Source organism: Sphingobacterium mizutaii (genome assembly GCF_900187125.1).
In the GTDB taxonomy this organism is placed as follows: Bacteria; Bacteroidota; Bacteroidia; order Sphingobacteriales; family Sphingobacteriaceae; genus Sphingobacterium; species Sphingobacterium mizutaii.
In genome coordinates, this window is the sequence record NZ_LT906468.1 from 1,432,959 (window position 1) to 1,449,551 (window position 16,593).

General features: G+C 40.1%; 16 protein-coding genes. 13 read left to right on the top strand and 3 right to left on the bottom strand.

The genetic code is table 11. From position 1 onward, the window contains the following. The 3 genes from CKW03_RS06105 to CKW03_RS20710 all read left to right on the top strand — a co-directional run bounded on the left by CKW03_RS06105 (position 1) and on the right by CKW03_RS20710 (position 1,312). Positions 1-468, top strand: coding sequence for a DsrE family protein (locus tag CKW03_RS06105; RefSeq protein ID WP_093095040.1), 468 nt, complete (start codon positions 1-3; stop codon positions 466-468). 13 nt (positions 469-481) lie between these two features. Beyond that, positions 482-694 carry a hypothetical protein gene (locus tag CKW03_RS20295; protein WP_139185399.1) on the top strand — a complete coding sequence of 71 codons (213 nt, stop codon included), beginning with the start codon at positions 482-484 and terminating at the stop codon, positions 692-694. A gap of 495 nt (positions 695-1,189) precedes the next feature. Next, positions 1,190-1,312: a hypothetical protein gene (locus CKW03_RS20710; RefSeq protein WP_261772023.1), complete on the top strand. Its 123-nt coding sequence runs from the start codon at positions 1,190-1,192 to the stop codon at positions 1,310-1,312. A gap of 126 nt (positions 1,313-1,438) precedes the next feature. On the opposite strand, the gene CKW03_RS06120 is transcribed toward CKW03_RS20710, so the two are convergent. Then, positions 1,439-2,512 carry a DUF3667 domain-containing protein gene (locus CKW03_RS06120; RefSeq protein WP_093095044.1) on the bottom strand — a complete coding sequence of 358 codons (1,074 nt, stop codon included), beginning with the start codon at positions 2,510-2,512 and terminating at the stop codon, positions 1,439-1,441. A 291-nt stretch (positions 2,513-2,803) separates the two neighbouring features. Here CKW03_RS06120 and CKW03_RS06125 point away from each other — a divergent pair, with 291 nt between their 5' ends. The 5 genes from CKW03_RS06125 (at position 2,804) to CKW03_RS06145 (ending at position 6,818) form a co-directional block, all read left to right on the top strand. Continuing rightward, on the top strand, positions 2,804-3,679 hold the full coding sequence (locus tag CKW03_RS06125; protein WP_093095046.1) for a substrate-binding domain-containing protein: 876 nt from the start codon (positions 2,804-2,806) through the stop codon (positions 3,677-3,679). Further along, a complete protein-coding gene (gene pstC, locus CKW03_RS06130; protein WP_093095048.1) occupies positions 3,669-4,559 on the top strand; it encodes a phosphate ABC transporter permease subunit PstC in 891 nt (296 codons plus the stop codon). The genes CKW03_RS06125 and pstC overlap by 11 nt, the downstream gene beginning before the upstream one ends. Then, positions 4,549-5,406: a phosphate ABC transporter permease PstA gene (gene pstA, locus CKW03_RS06135; protein ID WP_093095049.1), complete on the top strand. Its 858-nt coding sequence runs from the start codon at positions 4,549-4,551 to the stop codon at positions 5,404-5,406. The genes pstC and pstA overlap by 11 nt, the downstream gene beginning before the upstream one ends. Continuing rightward, on the top strand, positions 5,396-6,142 hold the full coding sequence (gene pstB, locus CKW03_RS06140) for a phosphate ABC transporter ATP-binding protein PstB (RefSeq protein WP_093095052.1): 747 nt from the start codon (positions 5,396-5,398) through the stop codon (positions 6,140-6,142). Before pstA ends, pstB begins: the two co-directional genes overlap by 11 nt. Positions 6,143-6,368: 226 nt before the next feature. Then, positions 6,369-6,818 (top strand): hypothetical protein, encoded by a 450-nt coding sequence (locus tag CKW03_RS06145; protein ID WP_093095054.1) that lies wholly within the window; start codon positions 6,369-6,371, stop codon positions 6,816-6,818. A gap of 427 nt (positions 6,819-7,245) precedes the next feature. Here CKW03_RS06145 and CKW03_RS06155 read toward each other — a convergent pair whose 3' ends face one another. Next, the gene (locus CKW03_RS06155; RefSeq protein WP_093095057.1) at positions 7,246-7,932 is read right to left on the bottom strand and encodes an arylesterase; all 687 of its coding nucleotides are present in this window, start codon (positions 7,930-7,932) and stop codon (positions 7,246-7,248) included. A 41-nt stretch (positions 7,933-7,973) separates the two neighbouring features. Between CKW03_RS06155 and CKW03_RS06160 the strand changes: the two genes are divergently transcribed. From CKW03_RS06160 to CKW03_RS06180, 5 genes are all read left to right on the top strand, one after another. After that, a complete protein-coding gene (locus CKW03_RS06160; protein WP_093095058.1) occupies positions 7,974-8,645 on the top strand; it encodes an ABC transporter ATP-binding protein in 672 nt (223 codons plus the stop codon). After that, positions 8,642-11,173 (top strand): ABC transporter permease, encoded by a 2,532-nt coding sequence (locus CKW03_RS06165; RefSeq protein WP_093095059.1) that lies wholly within the window; start codon positions 8,642-8,644, stop codon positions 11,171-11,173. The genes CKW03_RS06160 and CKW03_RS06165 overlap by 4 nt, the downstream gene beginning before the upstream one ends. 64 nt (positions 11,174-11,237) lie before the next feature. Further along, positions 11,238-13,502, top strand: a complete 2,265-nt coding sequence (locus tag CKW03_RS06170; protein ID WP_093095061.1) for an alpha/beta hydrolase family protein — start codon at positions 11,238-11,240, stop codon at positions 13,500-13,502. A gap of 60 nt (positions 13,503-13,562) precedes the next feature. Continuing rightward, positions 13,563-15,074, top strand: a complete 1,512-nt coding sequence (locus tag CKW03_RS06175; RefSeq protein WP_093095062.1) for an NAD(P)H-hydrate dehydratase — start codon at positions 13,563-13,565, stop codon at positions 15,072-15,074. 72 nt (positions 15,075-15,146) lie between these two features. Next, a complete protein-coding gene (locus CKW03_RS06180; protein ID WP_093095063.1) occupies positions 15,147-15,674 on the top strand; it encodes a helix-turn-helix domain-containing protein in 528 nt (175 codons plus the stop codon). 61 nt (positions 15,675-15,735) lie between these two features. Here CKW03_RS06180 and CKW03_RS06185 read toward each other — a convergent pair whose 3' ends face one another. After that, the gene (locus CKW03_RS06185) at positions 15,736-16,404 is read right to left on the bottom strand and encodes a tetratricopeptide repeat protein (protein ID WP_093095065.1); all 669 of its coding nucleotides are present in this window, start codon (positions 16,402-16,404) and stop codon (positions 15,736-15,738) included. Positions 16,405-16,593 lie beyond the last annotated feature (189 nt).

Here is a 16,593-nt window from a genome sequence, read left to right on the forward strand (position 1 = left end):
ATGAAATACATAATAATTATGGTGCTACTAGCAGGATTACATGCAGATGATGCCTTCGGCCAAACGCGCGAAGAGCTGATCGCTAAAAATCAACAATATACAGGTGCAGAAACGCAAAAAGAACATTACAAAGCCGTGTATCAATTGGATACCGATAATCCGGATATTGTCAAGAAAGCTTTTAGAAATATCAATAACCTTCTCAAGGATCCTCGCTTAAGCGGAAAATTGGAAGTGGAATTGGTAACATTCTCCGGAGGTACAGAGGTAATGCGTAAAGACAATAAATACGAAGAACAGCTTTTAGGCCTTATCGATAAAGGGGTCCGCGTCGTACAATGCCTGAATTCCTTGGATGAAAGAGGGTACAAAAAAGATGAACTTTTTGATTTTATTGGGTACACCCCAAGCGGCAATGGAGAACTCGTCATTCTAAACAACGAAGGCTGGACAGTGGTCAAGCCTTAAGGAATAGCAGGAAATGATAAAAAAAGCAACCCAGAATGGGTTGCTTTTTTTGAACCAGGATGGAAAGGATAGGAGGATAGACCAAGATTATGAATTGAACCAGGATGGGAAGGATAGGAGGATAGACCAAGATTATGAATTGAACCAGGATGGAAAGGATGGGAGGATAGACCAAGATATACACTTCAAAAAGAAAATAGCACTTTCAATTCTGAACGAATTGTGAAGAATCTGTTCGGTTCTCCTCCCAAAGATCTTGTCATCTTCAATCTAAGATTGAAGAACTGTAAGTAATTGGTTCCTTCCCAGATCTTGGCCTTCCTCTCATCCATGTTGGCTGAGCGGAGGCGGAGCCCATCCTGGTTCCCTCCCAGATCTTGGCCCATCCTCTTATCCTATCCATCCTGGTTCAAAAGCACCATACGTTTCCAACCCACCAGCATTGTCGAACCCTTTCCAAGTTCAAGTTTCCAACCGACCCAAGCTTTGGTTTCATTCGAGGCATATTCGGAAAATTCGGAATGTGCCTCGAATAAGACCAATACGATTTCCAACAAAAAATCTCTAACTCTTCGACCTTGTTTTTATAAAAATTCCTTAAAAAAGAGAAAGTTAAAAATGTAAAAAACTTTAATTTTCTTAATTAATTGACAACATGTTATTAATGTTCTCTTAATAAAGCATTGTTAATTTCGCAACTATACCTTAAGCTGGTTACACTATGAAAATCGAATCTACTTTATTAGGAGCATGGCTTCTTTCGGTAGCTTTTTCACAAGAACAAACTGATGATAGCATTATGCAATTGTCAGAATTTGCTTATCCTGTAAAACGTAGGAACTAAAAGATCTCTAATGTTAATTTTTTGAGGATTAGAAATCGGCCTAAAATAGCATACAACAACAATGTAATATTAAAAAACCGCCCTAGAAATTCTGTGGGCGGTTTTTGTTTATGACTGTATTTTTGATTAATGGATAAGCAATAGTGAAATGCTGACCAGTATCATCAATAATATGGAGAATACAAAGGAATTGACAATGAACACCAAAATCCCTATCAAGATGCTCCTTCTTTTCCGTGTGGCATAAAAACGATGATGGGCAATAAAGAAATAGATGCCTGCATAGATCATTGCTATGGTATAGATCCAAGTGGAGAGGTGATTGAACCAGACATAAGCATGAAGGCTAGGTTCAATCAGGTTCATGATCAGGAATAAGGTTGCGATCATGAGCAAGAAGGAAAAATAGTGAAGCGTAAACACGCCATGGTCGTAATACCACCATTTCTTCTTATTATGGAATAAATAGAGAATAAATGCAAATATCGGAAGATAGAAGAACAGTGCCTTCGGGAAAGTATGCATAAAGATCGAAACGAAACTTTGAGCGATTTTATTTAAAGGAACCTGTTTATCCTTCAGTTCGAAGTATTTATTTACGTAAGGCCTGAAAATCTTTCGGATAAAGGACGGATTATCGAGGGAGATTGAGTCGTATTCAGCTAAGGAGTTAAAATCAAACAACTTGGTTTTGCTTAAATCTGCATCTGGGTCGTTTTGTATGCTATCCAATCTAAAGACTCGATCCAATTGCGAATTTAATTTTGAAGAGTCCAGAACGCCATTGCTTCCATTTCCTAAAAGATCCTGATTGATTTCCTTTTTGAGGATTTCCTTCTGTAAAGAATCAAGCGACACATTACCTGAATTTTTAGAGTGGCTGTTGGTACCTACGAAGGAAGCAATAAAGAAAGTAACAAAGGAAATGAAGATATATAGTTTTTCCGGCGGTACATATCCTTGTCTTTTACCAGAGAGGAAGATTTTCGTCAATTTACCTGGATAGAACATCAGGTATTTCATGGTCTTCCAGAATTGGCCATCGTAATGGGTGAAATCTTCAAAAAAATGGGTGAATAGATAATGAAAAGGCTGTCTGTTTTCCGTGTTTTCCTGTCCGCAATGTGGGCAGAATCTTTCTTCGACGAAGTGACCGCAATTTAAGCAGGTTTTATCTTCACGTAGTTTTCCGTGGCTCATTAATTTGGTTAGTGTTTTGATGCAAAATATTAAATTTTATTAAAAAAATAAGATATTCTTCCGATAAAAGATCTTAATAATTCAGGCCCGATGGGAGCGGCTCAAATTCATGGTTAATTTTTCGGTATAATAAATTTTCGAAAGTAATTGAAAAAAAATTGGCCAAATACAATAGAATAGAAGCTTATCTTAATGTTAATTTTACAATTCCTTTACACAAAAATATCAATATGCATATTCGTTAATATTGGCTTAATAATTTGTTAATTCTTAATTTTCATTTTTGTGGGGATGAGAAATAGTATAATTCGCATTTTCCCAATCCTAACTTTGTTAGGTACTACATTTTTCTATTCATGTAGTAATAATTCCAACTCCATCAAGATGAAGGGTTCTGATACGGAGGTCAACTTAGCGGTTAATCTTGCAGAGAAATTCACCAAGCTGGATCCAACTTTCAGTATTGCTATATCTGGGGGAGGATCAGGATTGGGCATTACTTCTTTGATGAATGGTCAGGCCGATATTGCCAATTCTTCCAGACCACTGTCTGAAGAAGAGGTGCAGCAATTCAAGGACAAAAACATCGATATCAAAACCGTTGTTTTCGCCGAAGATGCTACCGCATTTATAGTCCATAAGGATTTGCCGATGGATTCCATAGATGTTGAAACCTTGGCAAAAATCATGGATGGTAGCATAAAAAATTGGTCGGAAGTATCCGAAGTCGATTATCCAGTCAATATTTATGGTCGTCAGTCCAGCTCCGGTACCCATTCCTTTGTAAAAAAGAAACTGAAGATTGAATTTGCCAATACGGCAAAGGAGATGACAGGTAATGCGCAGATCATTGAAGGGGTCAAAGCCGATAAGACTGGTATTGGTTATGTAGGAGCGGGATATGTTTCTCCCGATCCTCAAGAAGCCCAAGGGATCAAAATATTAAAAATCAAAAAGGATAAAGCATCCCATTCCATTTCACCTTTGGACCAGGATGCCATCAATAACGGGACTTATTACTTTCAGAGACCGTTGTACCAATTTATCCTGACAAAATCTTGGGAAAAGGTACGCCCATTTATCAATTTCGAACGCAGCCCTGCAGGTAGAGTATTGATTGAAGACCATGGTTATTACATCTTAGAAAATCAAAAAAATGAAATATAGAGCAAGATTATCCTTGGACGTTTTTTTCAAATTCGTTTTCAAGGCCACAGGGTTTTTGGTATTGGCTTTACTGGGCGGGATACTAGCCATGTTGATTTACAATTCCTTTTCATTTTTCTTGGATGTCAAGCCATTGGATTTTATTACAGGTATGGAATGGAACCCTACTGGAAAGAATCCCAAATACGGAATGCTTCCATTAATCATTAGTACCACGATCGTAACTTTTGGGGCAATGTTGATTGCCATTCCACTAGGGATTGGTACAGCTGCCTTTATTGCTGAATATGCAAGTCCGAAGTTGAAGAATTTCTTGAAACCAGCTATTGAAATGCTGGCTGCAATTCCATCGGTGGTTATCGGTTTCTTAGGAATCGTGGTCGTGAGCCCAGGAATTGCGAGTTTGGCTGATCTTTCCAATGGTTTAAATGCCTTGAATGGTGCCATACTATTGGCAGTAATGGCTTTACCGACCATTATTACGGTCGCGGAGGATGCTATTCATGCGGTGCCGAAGACTTATAAAGAAGCCAGCTACGGGGTAGGGGCTACTAAATGGCAGACCCTTTGCAAAGTGGTTATTCCAGCAGCTGCTCCCGGTATTATTGCCGCCGTGATGCTAGGCGTGGGCCGGGCGATCGGTGAAACCATGACCGTATTGATGGCCACAGGTAATGCTTCCATCTTACCAACCAGTATGTTTGATTCCGTGAAAACCATGACCGCAACCATTGCAATTGAAATGGGAGAGGTTCCTTATCAAACGACACATTATTTCGCATTATATGCCATTGCAACCGTTTTATTCATTATGACACTTGCGGCAAATATGTTAGGCGAATATTTTATTAACCGATTCAGAAAATATCATGCAGCGTAGAACACTTAGATTATCAAGTATCATAGAATGGGGTACTTTATTGACCAGTACCTTGTTGGTGTGTTTCTTCCTGGTGGTGGTGATTTGGGAGATCGTATCTAAAGGCGCTAGCCAATTATCATGGGATTTTGTAACGAAGGTGCCATCTGATGGTATGACTAAGGGCGGGATCTTAACGCCAGTGATCGGAACGGTGTTATTGACCTTGATTACGGCCTTATTTTCCATTCCATTTGGCGTTGCCTGTGCCATTTATCTTCAGGAATATGCGGAAGATAGTTGGTTGACTAGGACCATTCGTGCCTCCATCCGTAACCTTTCAGGGGTTCCATCGATTATTTATGGACTTTTTGGACTGGCATTATTTGTACAGGCCATGCATTTTGGCACTTCTTTAATTGCTGCCGGATTAACTTTAGGTCTGTTGTCTTTGCCTTATATCATTACTACAACAGAGGAGGCTTTGATGCGTATTCCAAATTCAACCCGTGAAGCTGCTTTAGCAGTAGGAGCTACGAAATTTGAAACCATCAAAGACGTAATCATTCCTTCTGCCATGTCAGGAATCTTGACCGGTGTGGTATTGACCCTGTCCAGGGCTGCAGGGGAAACAGCTCCCATTTTATTTACTGGAGCCGCTTTCTATATCAATGGTACCAGTGCCTATATCAACCAAGAATTTATGGCTTTGCCATATCATCTATATATGTTGTCAACCCAGCATCAATCCATTGACGAAGTCCGCCCAATAGCTTATGGAACGGCCCTTGTCTTAATCATTGTGGTGTTCTTGCTGAACCTGACCGCATTTTATATTCGTTATAAGTACAGAAAAAATGAAAACTAAGTTATCCGCAGAAAATCTAAACATCAGTTTCGGTACCAAGCATGTGCTGAATAATGTCAACGTGCAGTTTGCTGAAAATGAAATTACGGCTTTGATTGGGCCATCAGGATGCGGAAAGAGTACTTTATTGCGTTCTTTCAATAGAATGCATGACCTTTCGGCTGATGCCAAGATCACAGGATCTTTAAAATTGGAGGACCTAGACCTTTACTCCAGAGCAGTTCCTGTTACGGAAATCAGAAAGCGAATCGGGATGGTGTTCCAAAAGGCGAATCCATTTCCTAAAAGTATTTATGAGAATATAGCTTATGGCTTAAAGATCAATAATTTGCCGCATGATAAAGCCATTATTGAAAAGGCTTTGCGAGAAGCATTCTTATGGGAAGAGGTGAAGAATGATTTGAAAATGCCTGCAACCAGGTTATCAGGTGGTCAACAGCAACGTTTATGTATAGCACGTGCGGTAGCTCTTCGTCCTGAGGTAATTTTGATGGATGAACCGTGTTCGGCATTGGATCCGGTGAGCACCTTGAAAATCGAAGAGTTGATCATGCACTTAAAAGAAAAATATACGATTGTCATTGTAACGCATAATATGCAACAGGCGCAACGTATTGCCGACAAAACAGTATTTATGTATTTGGGTGAAGTGAAAGAGGAAGGATTGACTAAGCAGATCTTTGGTAATCCTGTCAATGAGGTAACCGCCAATTACATCACAGGCCAATTTGGCTAGTTAGATGAGATATTTTTCCGCTCCGTTTATATATTAAATTATCCTTGCGAGAACCTTGATTTGCTTCGGCAGATCAAGGTTCTCCTTTTTTATGGGCTTAATTCTGTTCCTCAGCGACTTATGGAATAAAACAAAAAACATTTATGTTAGGTTTTTGTTAAACTAATAAAACTTTCTTTGAGTTATTAGAATTTAAACTATATTTAACCGTTAAAATAATTAAGTTATGAGAAAATTAATCGTTTTTTGTGGTCTTTGTGCCTTGGTCTTCAGTAGCTGTGGCCTGAAGGGATCAGGAGAAGTTGTCAAAGGACCCCAATTGTTGACCGTTGAATTTGTTGGTCAACAAGATTCTGTAATCCAGAATACCAAAGGAAAAGTGAAGTTGTTTGCGGTTCCAGCCAATGTGGCCGATGTATCAGCGACTATGATAGATGAGGTAGAATTTGAGGCTGCACAGGTGCCTTTTACAGTGGATTTTGAAATCCCGATGGATCATCAAACCATGATCAAGCCAGAAGTCCAAGAAGGCGATTCCATTAAATATTATGTTTCTATGGAATGGGATTCCAATGCTGATGGTCAATTGGATTCTTTGGATATGGCAATTGATTTTGATAAGCAGTTCCCTGATATCGATATCAACCAATTACACCAACAAGTTTTTCTTAAATAAGGTTGTTTCAATACAAATTTTAGTTGTTTTTTAAATTTTTTAATTAAAGGATTTCCGGAATGGGAATCCTTTTTTTATGGGGGAGAGTGGAAGGATAGCGGAGGAAGGAATCCTGGTTCAAATCAGCGGTCGTATAAAAATCACCAAAATCCTGTGCCGGGTTTCGACTCCGCTAAACCATCGGGATGATTTTGGTCGTCGGGTGAGCGGAGTTATGATGCCCCTCCACCAGTGGGATGCAAACCTTTTATTTGTTCAATATATGCGGCGGGCGTATGCGATACGCCCCTACGGAATTGTGGGCAAATATAGTCTTGGAGGCCACTTTCAAACCCAGATCTTGGTCCATCCGGTGAGTGAGCGGAGCCGAACTCCGCATCCCATTAATCCTGGTTCAAATCGCCGCATAACTGTCGAACCCACATTCCTACAATATCGTTTTTAAATGTGTCCAGACGTTTTCTGCTAAGATTTGTTGGCCTTCTTTTGTGGGATGGACGCCATCGCCTTGGTTAAGGCTTTGGATTCCGGCAACTTTATCGAGCAGAAAGGGCACTAAGGTCATATTCTGTTCTTTGGCTAATTTTGGGAATATGGCTGCAAAATCCTTAAAGTATTGATCGCCCATGCTTGGTGGGACCATCATACCGGTAAGAACAAGCTTACAATCGGGATAGGCTTTTTTGACTTTGTTGACAATCTCGTTGAGGTTTTGATAAGTGGCATCTGGAGATATTCCACGAAGGCCATCATTCGCCCCTAATTCTAGTACGAATACATCAATCTTATCCTTTAAGAGCCAGTCGATCCTATCTTTTCCTCCTGCAGAGGTTTCACCACTCAGGCCGGCATTGATACAAGTATAGCCTAAACCCAAGGAATCTATTTTTGCCTGGATCAAGGCGGGGAAAGCTTCTGTTTGATCATCAAGTCCTAGTCCTGCGGTCAGACTATTACCAAAAAACAAGATACGTTTAGAGCTTTCTGTTTTGGCAGTATCCTGCGATGTGCTGTCTGAAGGAGCCTGGGAATTCTGCTGTGGACTGGAATTATTGCAAGATGCAAGTAAAAAAACAACGAAAACGGCTGATATTAAGGATTTGATGTGATTCATAAAGCTAATTTAATTAAAAATAATCTATAAATTTATTAGATATGTCATCTACTATGATCCTACAAGTTCAGCATGTCTTCAAGAATTATCAAATCGGAGACCATAAAATTCCTGTTTTAAATGATATCAATTTCGAAATAGAAGAAGGTTCTACCGTTTCTATTGTAGGTCCCTCGGGCAGCGGAAAGACAACCTTATTAGGTCTGTGTGCTGGTCTGGATCAGAGTTCGGAAGGAGACATCATTCTGAACGGAATAAAATTAACGGGTTTGAGCGAAGATAAATTAGCTCAAGTTCGAAATGAGCATGTTGGCTTTGTTTTCCAGAATTTTCAATTATTGCCGACCCTGACTGCGTTGGAAAACGTATTGGTCCCAATGGAATTGCGGGGCATGAGAAATAAGCAAAAGGAGGCTTTGGAATTATTGGAAAAGGTAGGGCTTTCTGCCCGTGCGGACCATTACCCCTCACAACTTTCGGGTGGAGAACAGCAGCGGGTATCCTTAGCAAGGGCTTTTGCCAATAAACCAAAGATTTTATTTGCCGATGAACCAACGGGGAACCTGGATGCGGAGACCAGTGCCATCATTGAAGATATGTTATTCCAATTGAATAAGGAGTCTGGCACTACCTTGGTTATCGTGACCCACGACTTAGATTTAGCCGCCAAAACACAAAAGATAATTCCAATCAAGGGAGGGAAGATCCAATGAATTGGCGCTGGATATTGTTGATGGCATGGCGGGATAGCCGTAAAAATAGATCGAGGTTATTCCTCTTTATTTCCTCCATTATTTTAGGGATTGCTGCCCTCGTGGCGATGAATTCCTTTAATGTGAATCTCAAGAAGGATATCGACTCGCAGGCCGCCGAATTGATAGGGGCGGACCTGGAGCTGGAAAGCAGAAGGGAACCTTCAGAGGAGGCCATGAAGTTTATTGACTCTTTGAAAGGTTTGAGCGAAGATTATGCGAAGGAAGAACGGTTTATGTCGATGATCCGTTTTCCTAAGGCTGATGGTTCTCGATTGGTTCAAGTACGTGCCATAGAAGGTAACTATCCATTTTATGGCAAAGTGGAGACAAGTCCAACAGACAGCTATCAGGATTTTGGTAATAAAGCCGGGGTCTATGTAGAGAATTCCCTTTTGCTGCAATTTAATGCTGCGGTTAGGGATTCCGTTCACCTTGGCAACAATAGTTATCAAATCCTAGGAAATGTTCTTTCACAACCTGGCCAAGCTGCCATTGCGGGAGCCATGGCGCCATCTGTCTTTGTGCCCATAGCACAATTAGCGAATTCTGGTTTGCAACAGAAAGGTAGCCGGATTGAATACCATTATTATTTTAAATTACCTAAAAACTTTGCGGTCGATAGGGAGGTCGAAAAACTAGACAAAAAGATCACCGAATTGCAGTTAAGGGCATCCACTATACAAACCACTAAAGAAAACACCGGTAGGTCCTTTGCGGACATGGCGAGTTTCATGGAGTTGGTGGGATTTGTGGCTTTATTGTTAGGTTGTATTGGGGTTTCAAGTTCTGTTCAAATCTACGTTCGTGAAAAGTTATTGTCCGTTGCGGTATTGCGTTGTTTGGGTACCACAGCTAAACAGGCCTTTTATATCTTTTTGGTTCAATTTGCGGGCATTGGATTAATCGGTGGTATAATTGGAGCAATCTTGGGATCTCTGATCCAATACCTGATTCCTGTAGTCATGCAAGATGTGATCCCGGTAAGTTTAACCACTGGAGTCTCTTGGCTTGCCATAATAGAAGGAATAGGATTGGGGATAGTCATTGCAGTTTTGTTTGCCTTATTGCCTCTATTAGCGGTTCGTAATATTTCTCCTTTAAACTCCATACGGATCTCTGATAAAGAGGAAAGCATGTTTAAGGACAAGATGAGCTGGTGGGTCTATCTTTTGATCTTGGTCTTTATTACGGGATTTGCAAGGCTTCAAATGGCTGACTGGGTGCAGACATTGGTATTTGTAGCTGGAGTAGGCATTACTTTTTTACTGCTGTATGGCGTAGCCAAGGCGTTCACCTATTTGATCAAGAAATTCTTTCCAAAAGGTTGGCCGTATTTATGGCGCCAGGGTTTGTCCAACCTTTACCGACCTAATAATCAAACCGTGATATTGATGATCTCCATCGGTTTAGGAACTGCGTTGATTTCCACCATGTTCCTGGTGCAAGATTTATTGATTAATCGGGTGAAAATATCTTCCGAACAGAGCCAGGCGAATATGCTGATGTTTGACATTCAACCTTCGCAACGCGAATCGCTTTCGGAGATGGCGAAAGCCGAGGGTTATCCCATCTTAGAATCTGTTCCCGTTGTCACCATGCAATTGCAAAGTGTAAATGGTGTAACGCTGAAGGATGTCGTTGCAGATACCAGCCAGGAAGTTTCTTCTAGGGCCTTTCGTGGAGAGATCCGTGCTACTTATCGAGACTCACTAACAGCTTCTGAAAGGGTTACATCGGGCAAATGGGCTGGAACTGTAGGGAGTAATGATACAGCTTTGGTTTCCTTGGATCAAAATTATGCGGATAATATCAAGGTAAAGGTAGGAGATAGGTTGTCCTTTAATGTTCAAGGTTTGATCATTCCTGCAAAAGTGAGCAGTATCCGACAGGTGGACTGGAATCGGTTCCAGTCTAATTTCAGGGTTGTTTTTGCAAAGGGAAGTATTGATAAAGCCCCGCAGTTTTATCTGATGATGACCAAGGTGCCAACAGAATTGGAATCCAGTAAATTTCAACAGAAGATCGTCAATAATTATCCTAATGTTTCCGTGATCGATATGAATGCGGTTTTGACGGTCTTGCAAGAAATCTTAGATAAAATTGCTTTCATCATTCAGTTTATGGGGGCCTTCAGTATCCTAACGGGGATCATTGTATTGATATCTTCTGTGCGGATCAGCAAGTTCCAGCGGATTCGAGAGAATGTCCTGTTACGGACCTTGGGAGCGAGTAGAAAGCAGATCTATTTAATTACCATTAGCGAGTATTTGTTTTTAGGCTTGCTCTCTGCATTGACTGGAATTATTATTTCGCTACTAGCGAGTTACTTATTAGCTATTTTTGTATTTGAAAGTGTATTTGTGCCGTCCATTGGTATGATCGCTTTATTGATGTTTTTGATCGTTGGCTTGACGGTTCTGATTGGTTTGATCAACAGTTTGTCAGTCATCAACCGTTCTCCGTTAGAAGCTCTGCGAAAAGAATAGATTATTAATCGAAAATATTGTAACAATATGTTAATTTTATACACTAACAAATTAAAAATGGATTATGAAAAAATTATTCACACTGCTGTTTGTACTTTTGAGTATGATTAGCACAAAAGCACAGGTTGCTGGTGATTGGAAAGGGGAGCTCGAGGTCCAAGGGACCAAAATGGAGATGATCTTCCACATCAGTGATAAAGATGGAAATTTATCGGCAACAATGGATGTTCCTGCTCAAGGAGCATCGGGATTGCCTATGTCTACGGTGAAGTTCGAGAACAACAAGCTTAACTTAGCGATGGAACAAGCAGGCATAGCCTATGAAGGTGAGCTCAAGGGGGAATCCATCGAGGGGAAATTTAAGCAAGGAGGAATGGAGTTTCCTTTGAAATTGGCAAAGACCAAGATCAGCAAACCTGGAGATCCAAGTTTGGTTTCTACGGAAGCTGAATTGGCGAAATTGATCGAACTGGGAAATGGAAATTACAAGTATAAGGTAGAGGACTATTTTGCAAAGCCTAAATCCTCAAGTTTTGCTTTGTCTCCGAATGGTAAATACATCTCCTACCGTGAAAAAGATGCCAACAATAAACGTCATGTCATGGTGAAGGAAGTTGCTACTGGTAAAGTAGTTAGGGCCATCGAAGAGAAGGATGAACTGATCCGCGGAATGGGCTGGGTAAATGATGAACGCTTGGTTTATATTATGGATCAAGGCGGGAATGAAAATTACCATTTATATGCCGTCAATATTGATGGTACGAAAAATATTGATCTTACACCATTTGAAGGTGTTCAGGCAGGGATCCTGAATATGCTGAAGGAACAGAAGGATATTATCATTATCCAGATGAACAAGGATAATAAGCAAGTTTTCGAACCGTACAAGGTCAATGTGCAGACGGGTGAAATGGAGAAGTTATTTACCAATACAGATCCGGAGAATGCCATCGTAGGGTACGAGTTTGATAAAGATGGAAACTTACGGGGATATGCCAAGATGCAAAATGGCATCAATACCCAGTTTTTTTATAAACCAAATGGAAAAACTGAGTTTGAATTGTTTGGAACCACAAACTGGTATGATACTTTTTCAATTTTGTCTTTTAACTATGCGTCCAAGAATCCAGACGAGGCTTATGTTTTGACTAATCTAGATTCAGATAAGGCAAGGATAGTCTTGTATGATCTAGGCAAGAAGAAATTGATTAAAGAAATCTATTCCAATCCGGATTATGATGCCACTATTTTAGGTCTTTCCAGGAATAGAAATTGGGAACTTGACTATGTGGGATATGAGGGAGAAAAAGTAGAAATTGAACCAAAGAGTGAGACTTTCAAGGGCATATATTCCTTATTTAAGAAAGAATTCCCGAATTATGAATATTCCATTGTTGGTAAGACCGATAAGGAAGATCAATATTTGGTTGTTGTCCAAAGCGATAAGCTGTATGGAAAGTACTATCACTTGGATGCGGGAACCAAAAAGATCACCTTGCTTTATGATTTGATGCCGCAGTTGAAGGAAGCGGATATGTCAGAAATGCGTCCGATATCCTTTAAATCAAGGGATGGGCTGACTATGCATGGTTATATAACCTTGCCAAAAGAAGCCTTGGAAGGTAAAAAAGTTCCATTGATCGTCAATCCACATGGTGGACCACAAGGGGTTCGGGATAGCTGGGGTTTCAATCCCGAGGCACAATTGTTTGCAGCCCATGGCTTTGCAACTTTGCAGGTGAACTTCCGAGTGTCAGGAGGTTATGGTAAGGACTTTTTAAAGGCTGGTTTCAAGGAGATTGGTAGAAAAGCTATGGATGATGTGGAAGATGGAATAAAATATGTCATTGACCAAGGTTGGATAGATAAAGATAATGTGGCTATCTATGGAGGTTCTCATGGAGGTTATGCTGTTTTAAGGGGATTGACCAAAACTCCAGACTTATATAAAGCGGGGGTTGATTATGTTGGGGTCTCTAATATCTTTACCTTGATGAGTTCCATTCCTGAATATTGGAAACCTTACAAAGAGATGCTTTATCAAGTGTGGTATGATCTGGATGATCCCAAAGAGGCAGAAATTGCTAAAGAGGTTTCACCAATATTTCATGTAGATAAAATTAAGGCTCCATTATTTGTGGTTCAAGGGGCGAATGATCCGAGGGTGAAAATTGCAGAAGCGGACCAGATTGTAAAAGCTTTACGTGATAAGGGTGTTGATGTTCCTTATATGGTAAAGTATGATGAGGGCCATGGTTTCGGAAAAGAGGAAAATCAGATAGAATTCTATAAGGCCATGATGGGCTTTTTCCACAAACATTTAAATTAATCTGTTGTTATATATTCGTAGAGCTCCTAAATTTAGGAGCTTTACTTATTTTACTCCGTTATGAAAATCCTAAACGCAGATCAGCTGAAAATTGTAGACCAGGAAACCATTCAAAATGAAGGGATCAATTCTTGGGAGCTTATGGAACGTGCATCAAGTATCGTGACTACGGCGATCATAGATGACTATTTTGATATCATTAAGGAACTTCCAATCGCCATTGTCTGCGGAAAGGGTAATAATGGTGGGGATGGTTTAGCGATTGCTAGGCAATTGATGGATTCAGGATATGATGTGGAAGTCCGTTTGTTGAAAGCTGATCGCTATACCGCTGACAATCAGCTGAACCAGGCAAAGTTGGAAAATATCCAATATTTTGATTTGGAAGATGATTTAGATCTGCCCTTAGAAGGGTTTTTAATTGACTGTTTATTTGGTTATGGGATGAGCTCTGCACTATCAGATGAATGGCGCGGGGTGATTGAGCAGATCAATGATTTTCAAGGGAGGATTATATCAGTCGATATGCCTTCTGGATTGATGCTGGATGCTGTAGGCAATTTTGAGGACAATATTGTCCGTGCCAGCAAGGTGTACACCTTTCAGTTTCCGAAGTTGGCACTTTTATTACCGGAGAATTCCATTTTTGTTGGTGAATTTGAAGTTTTGGACATTGGATTGGATGAAAATTCGATCTTAAAGCAAGGTACTTCCTATCGCTATGTGGAGGCAGGGATGTTGGATATTTTATTACGCTCGAGGTCAAGATATTCGCATAAGGGAACCTTTGGCCATGTAGCTATCATTGGTGGAAGTTTGGGGAAGATGGGTGCGGTCTTGATGGCGACAAAATCGGCCTTAAAGTCAGGATGTGGATTGGTTACTGCATATATTCCAAAGTGTGGGTACAATGTTTTGCAGATAGGTTTTCCGGAAGCCATGGTCTTGTTGGATTCTTCGGAGGAGAAATTGGTTGACTTTCAGATCCAAGATGATTTTACGGCTTATGGAGTAGGGGTTGGGATGGGGAAAGATGAAGAAACGGTCCGCGGGTTTGGTATTTGGTTGCAGTCGCTTGCTGAAGACAGTAAACTCGTGTTGGATGCGGATGCATTAAATATAATTTCTGAAAATGAACATTTGTTGAAATATCTTCCCAATAATAGTATTCTTACTCCGCATCCTAAGGAATTGAAACGCTTGATCGGCGAATGGGAGAATGATCTAGATAAATTGGAGAAAGCAAAGGCATTTAGTAACGAGAACCAGTTAATCCTTGTCATTAAAGGGGCAAATAGCGCAATTGTAAATCCAGCAGGTGAGGTCTATTTTAATTCGACTGGCAATCCAGGCATGGCGACAGGTGGCATGGGGGATGTGTTGACAGGAATTATCAGCAGTTTGTTGGCACAAGGATATAATGCTTTGGATGCAGCGGTTCTGGGAGTTTATATACATGGTTCTGCGGGAGATTTTGCCAAGGATTGGGTAGGAGAGACCAGTTTGATAGCAAGCGATCTGATCGATCATTTGGCTTCTGCCTTTATGAATCTACTGAATGAAAGTGAGTAAATATGAAATTCAGATGATAGCATTGGAGGAGGGGCTGATTTATGTCCGGTAAAATATCCTTATCTTTATCCAATGCAAATTCACATTAAAAATATGGTATGTCCGCGCTGCGTAATGGCAGTTGAACAGATCTTGAATAGATTGGATGTTCCTTTTGATGATGTGAATATAGGTTCCATCAACCTGAGCAGAGCCTTGACAGAGGCCGAAAGCATTCAGTTTGATCAAGAGCTGAAGATGATTGGCTTTGAGGTGCTGAAGGACCGGAAGGAAGTGTTGGTGGAGGAGATGAAAATTGCGCTTTCAGAGATGCTGAACGCAGGAGAATCGATGATAGTTAAAACTTCCAGTTTTTTATCGGAGCGATTTAATTTAGAATATTCTTATCTCAGCAGTATTTTCTCGGAAATCCAAGGGGAGAGTATCGAAAAATATTTGATCAAGCTAAAAGTAGAAAAAGTGAAGGAGTTGTTGAGTTATGATTCCACATTGGCGGAGATTGCAGCTCAACTGCAGTATAGCAGTATTGCGCATTTAAGTAATCAGTTTAAAAAGACAACAGGTCTGAGTCCTTCGGTTTATAAGAAACAGTTGGTTTAGCCTAAAAGGTATAGAACAAAAAAAAGCTCGCAATTTGCGAGCTTTTTGTTTTGTTTAATTCTTATTTAAGGTTATCACGGTAAACTGTAGCTTTTTTAACTTCAGTTTGGATATCTTTACGAGAAGCATCATAAGTCAATACTTTCTCATAGTCTGTAATCGCTTTGTTGTAAGCGTCAGTTGCAGTTGCTTTATTGTAGTTAGCAGCTCCCTTAGTACCAGTCAAGATACCTAAGTCACGGTATGCAATAGCGCGGTTTTGATATAATTTAGCGTCATTTGCATTGATAGCGATCGCTTTGGTATAGTCAGCAGTAGCTGATTTCAATAAAGCTTCACGTTCTTGGTTGCTCAATTTCAATTCTTTGTTTACTGCCATATTGTTGTTAGCTTTTGCTTTGTAGTAGTAAGCAGAAGTATTTTTGGCATCCAAAGAAATCACTTTGTTGAAGTTAGCGATAGCTTTCTTGTAATCACCGTTTTGGAATTGAGAGTAACCTAATAAATACACAACTTCAGGTTCGTTTCCAGCATTAGGTAATGCTTTTTCGAATTGAGTTGCAGCTGTTTTAAAATCACCATCCAACAATGCTTTTTCACCAGCACGTACATTTGGATCGCTGTGTTGTTTTTCTTGTGCTTGTGCACCCATCGTAGCTAATGCCAAAGCAACAGTAGCTAACCCAATCTTAATCGTCTTCATCTGTGTATTCAAGTTATTTAATTTCATGTCTGAATTTTTATGTTGTTTTCCCTGTAAATTTTCACACTCCTACTAATAGAGTAAAAATCTGTTAAATAGTTTAACGTCGCAATCAATAGTTATAAACATTTCCACATTTTGTATATTGCCTCTAATTATTTCAGAAATCTATACACAAAGGTGACAAAGAATGTGCTGATTACTGACGATTTAACA

Coding starts and splice junctions, on each gene's coding strand:
- CKW03_RS06105 (WP_093095040.1), top strand. CDS start 1: ATGAAATACATAATAATTATGGTGCTACTAGCAGGATTACATGCAGAT.
- CKW03_RS20295 (WP_139185399.1), top strand. CDS start 482: ATGATAAAAAAAGCAACCCAGAATGGGTTGCTTTTTTTGAACCAGGAT.
- CKW03_RS20710 (WP_261772023.1), top strand. CDS start 1,190: ATGAAAATCGAATCTACTTTATTAGGAGCATGGCTTCTTTCGGTAGCT.
- CKW03_RS06120 (WP_093095044.1), bottom strand. CDS start 2,512: ATGAGCCACGGAAAACTACGTGAAGATAAAACCTGCTTAAATTGCGGT.
- CKW03_RS06125 (WP_093095046.1), top strand. CDS start 2,804: ATGAGAAATAGTATAATTCGCATTTTCCCAATCCTAACTTTGTTAGGT.
- pstC (WP_093095048.1), top strand. CDS start 3,669: ATGAAATATAGAGCAAGATTATCCTTGGACGTTTTTTTCAAATTCGTT.
- pstA (WP_093095049.1), top strand. CDS start 4,549: ATGCAGCGTAGAACACTTAGATTATCAAGTATCATAGAATGGGGTACT.
- pstB (WP_093095052.1), top strand. CDS start 5,396: ATGAAAACTAAGTTATCCGCAGAAAATCTAAACATCAGTTTCGGTACC.
- CKW03_RS06145 (WP_093095054.1), top strand. CDS start 6,369: ATGAGAAAATTAATCGTTTTTTGTGGTCTTTGTGCCTTGGTCTTCAGT.
- CKW03_RS06155 (WP_093095057.1), bottom strand. CDS start 7,932: ATGAATCACATCAAATCCTTAATATCAGCCGTTTTCGTTGTTTTTTTA.
- CKW03_RS06160 (WP_093095058.1), top strand. CDS start 7,974: ATGTCATCTACTATGATCCTACAAGTTCAGCATGTCTTCAAGAATTAT.
- CKW03_RS06165 (WP_093095059.1), top strand. CDS start 8,642: ATGAATTGGCGCTGGATATTGTTGATGGCATGGCGGGATAGCCGTAAA.
- CKW03_RS06170 (WP_093095061.1), top strand. CDS start 11,238: ATGAAAAAATTATTCACACTGCTGTTTGTACTTTTGAGTATGATTAGC.
- CKW03_RS06175 (WP_093095062.1), top strand. CDS start 13,563: ATGAAAATCCTAAACGCAGATCAGCTGAAAATTGTAGACCAGGAAACC.
- CKW03_RS06180 (WP_093095063.1), top strand. CDS start 15,147: ATGCAAATTCACATTAAAAATATGGTATGTCCGCGCTGCGTAATGGCA.
- CKW03_RS06185 (WP_093095065.1), bottom strand. CDS start 16,404: ATGAAATTAAATAACTTGAATACACAGATGAAGACGATTAAGATTGGG.